Source organism: Facilibium subflavum (genome assembly GCF_003574485.1).
Lineage (GTDB): Bacteria > Pseudomonadota > Gammaproteobacteria > Francisellales > Francisellaceae > Facilibium > Facilibium subflavum.
Window position 1 is genome coordinate 1 of the sequence record NZ_QLIT01000355.1, and the last position, 614, is coordinate 614.

Genomic DNA, 614 nt, shown 5'->3' on the forward strand with positions numbered 1-614 from the left:
AAACCGCTCTATCAGGTGAAGCAGACTGGAATCCTTTACTCGTATCCTTACAAACCCCATTAGCTTGTCATGTGACACGTTGTCAAAGAAGCCTTTAATATCTGCCTCAACCAGGTGGTTTACAGGTTGCGTCATAATTGCCTTATCAACATCGTTGAGCGCCTGATGTGTATTCCTTTCCGGTCTAAAACCATACGAGCAATCTAGAAAATCCTGCTCGTATATACTCTGCAGTATCAGCATAACGCCGGTCTCTACAACCTTATTCTCAATTCCCGATATGCCCAAGGTGCGTCTTTCTCCGGTTCCCTTTTTTTTTTATACTCTTCTTTCTGTCATTGTTTTATTTTACTTATTCTTTAGGCACATCACCATACTCTCAATCTTGTCAGTCAAATTCTTGCCATATTCTTGCCAACTTCCTTTATCTATCCCTACTTCCTTGTTTCTAGCAACACCGTAGTAGCAATAGGTGAGAACTTATGCATCAAGTAAATGAGATAAGCTCGTAAGCTAAAAAGCTCGATTTCCTCGCGCACATTCGGCTATAGAAGTTAGCTTCAACGGTGTTTTATTCAACTCTGCGTTTGGCATCATTCAAATTATCCTCTTCG

1 pseudogene is annotated in these 614 nt (G+C 40.9%); it reads right to left on the reverse strand.

From position 1 onward, the window contains the following. A pseudogene (locus DNK84_RS15175) lies at window positions 1-306 on the reverse strand (reverse transcriptase domain-containing protein); the annotation flags it as partial. Window positions 307-614 lie beyond the last annotated feature (308 nt).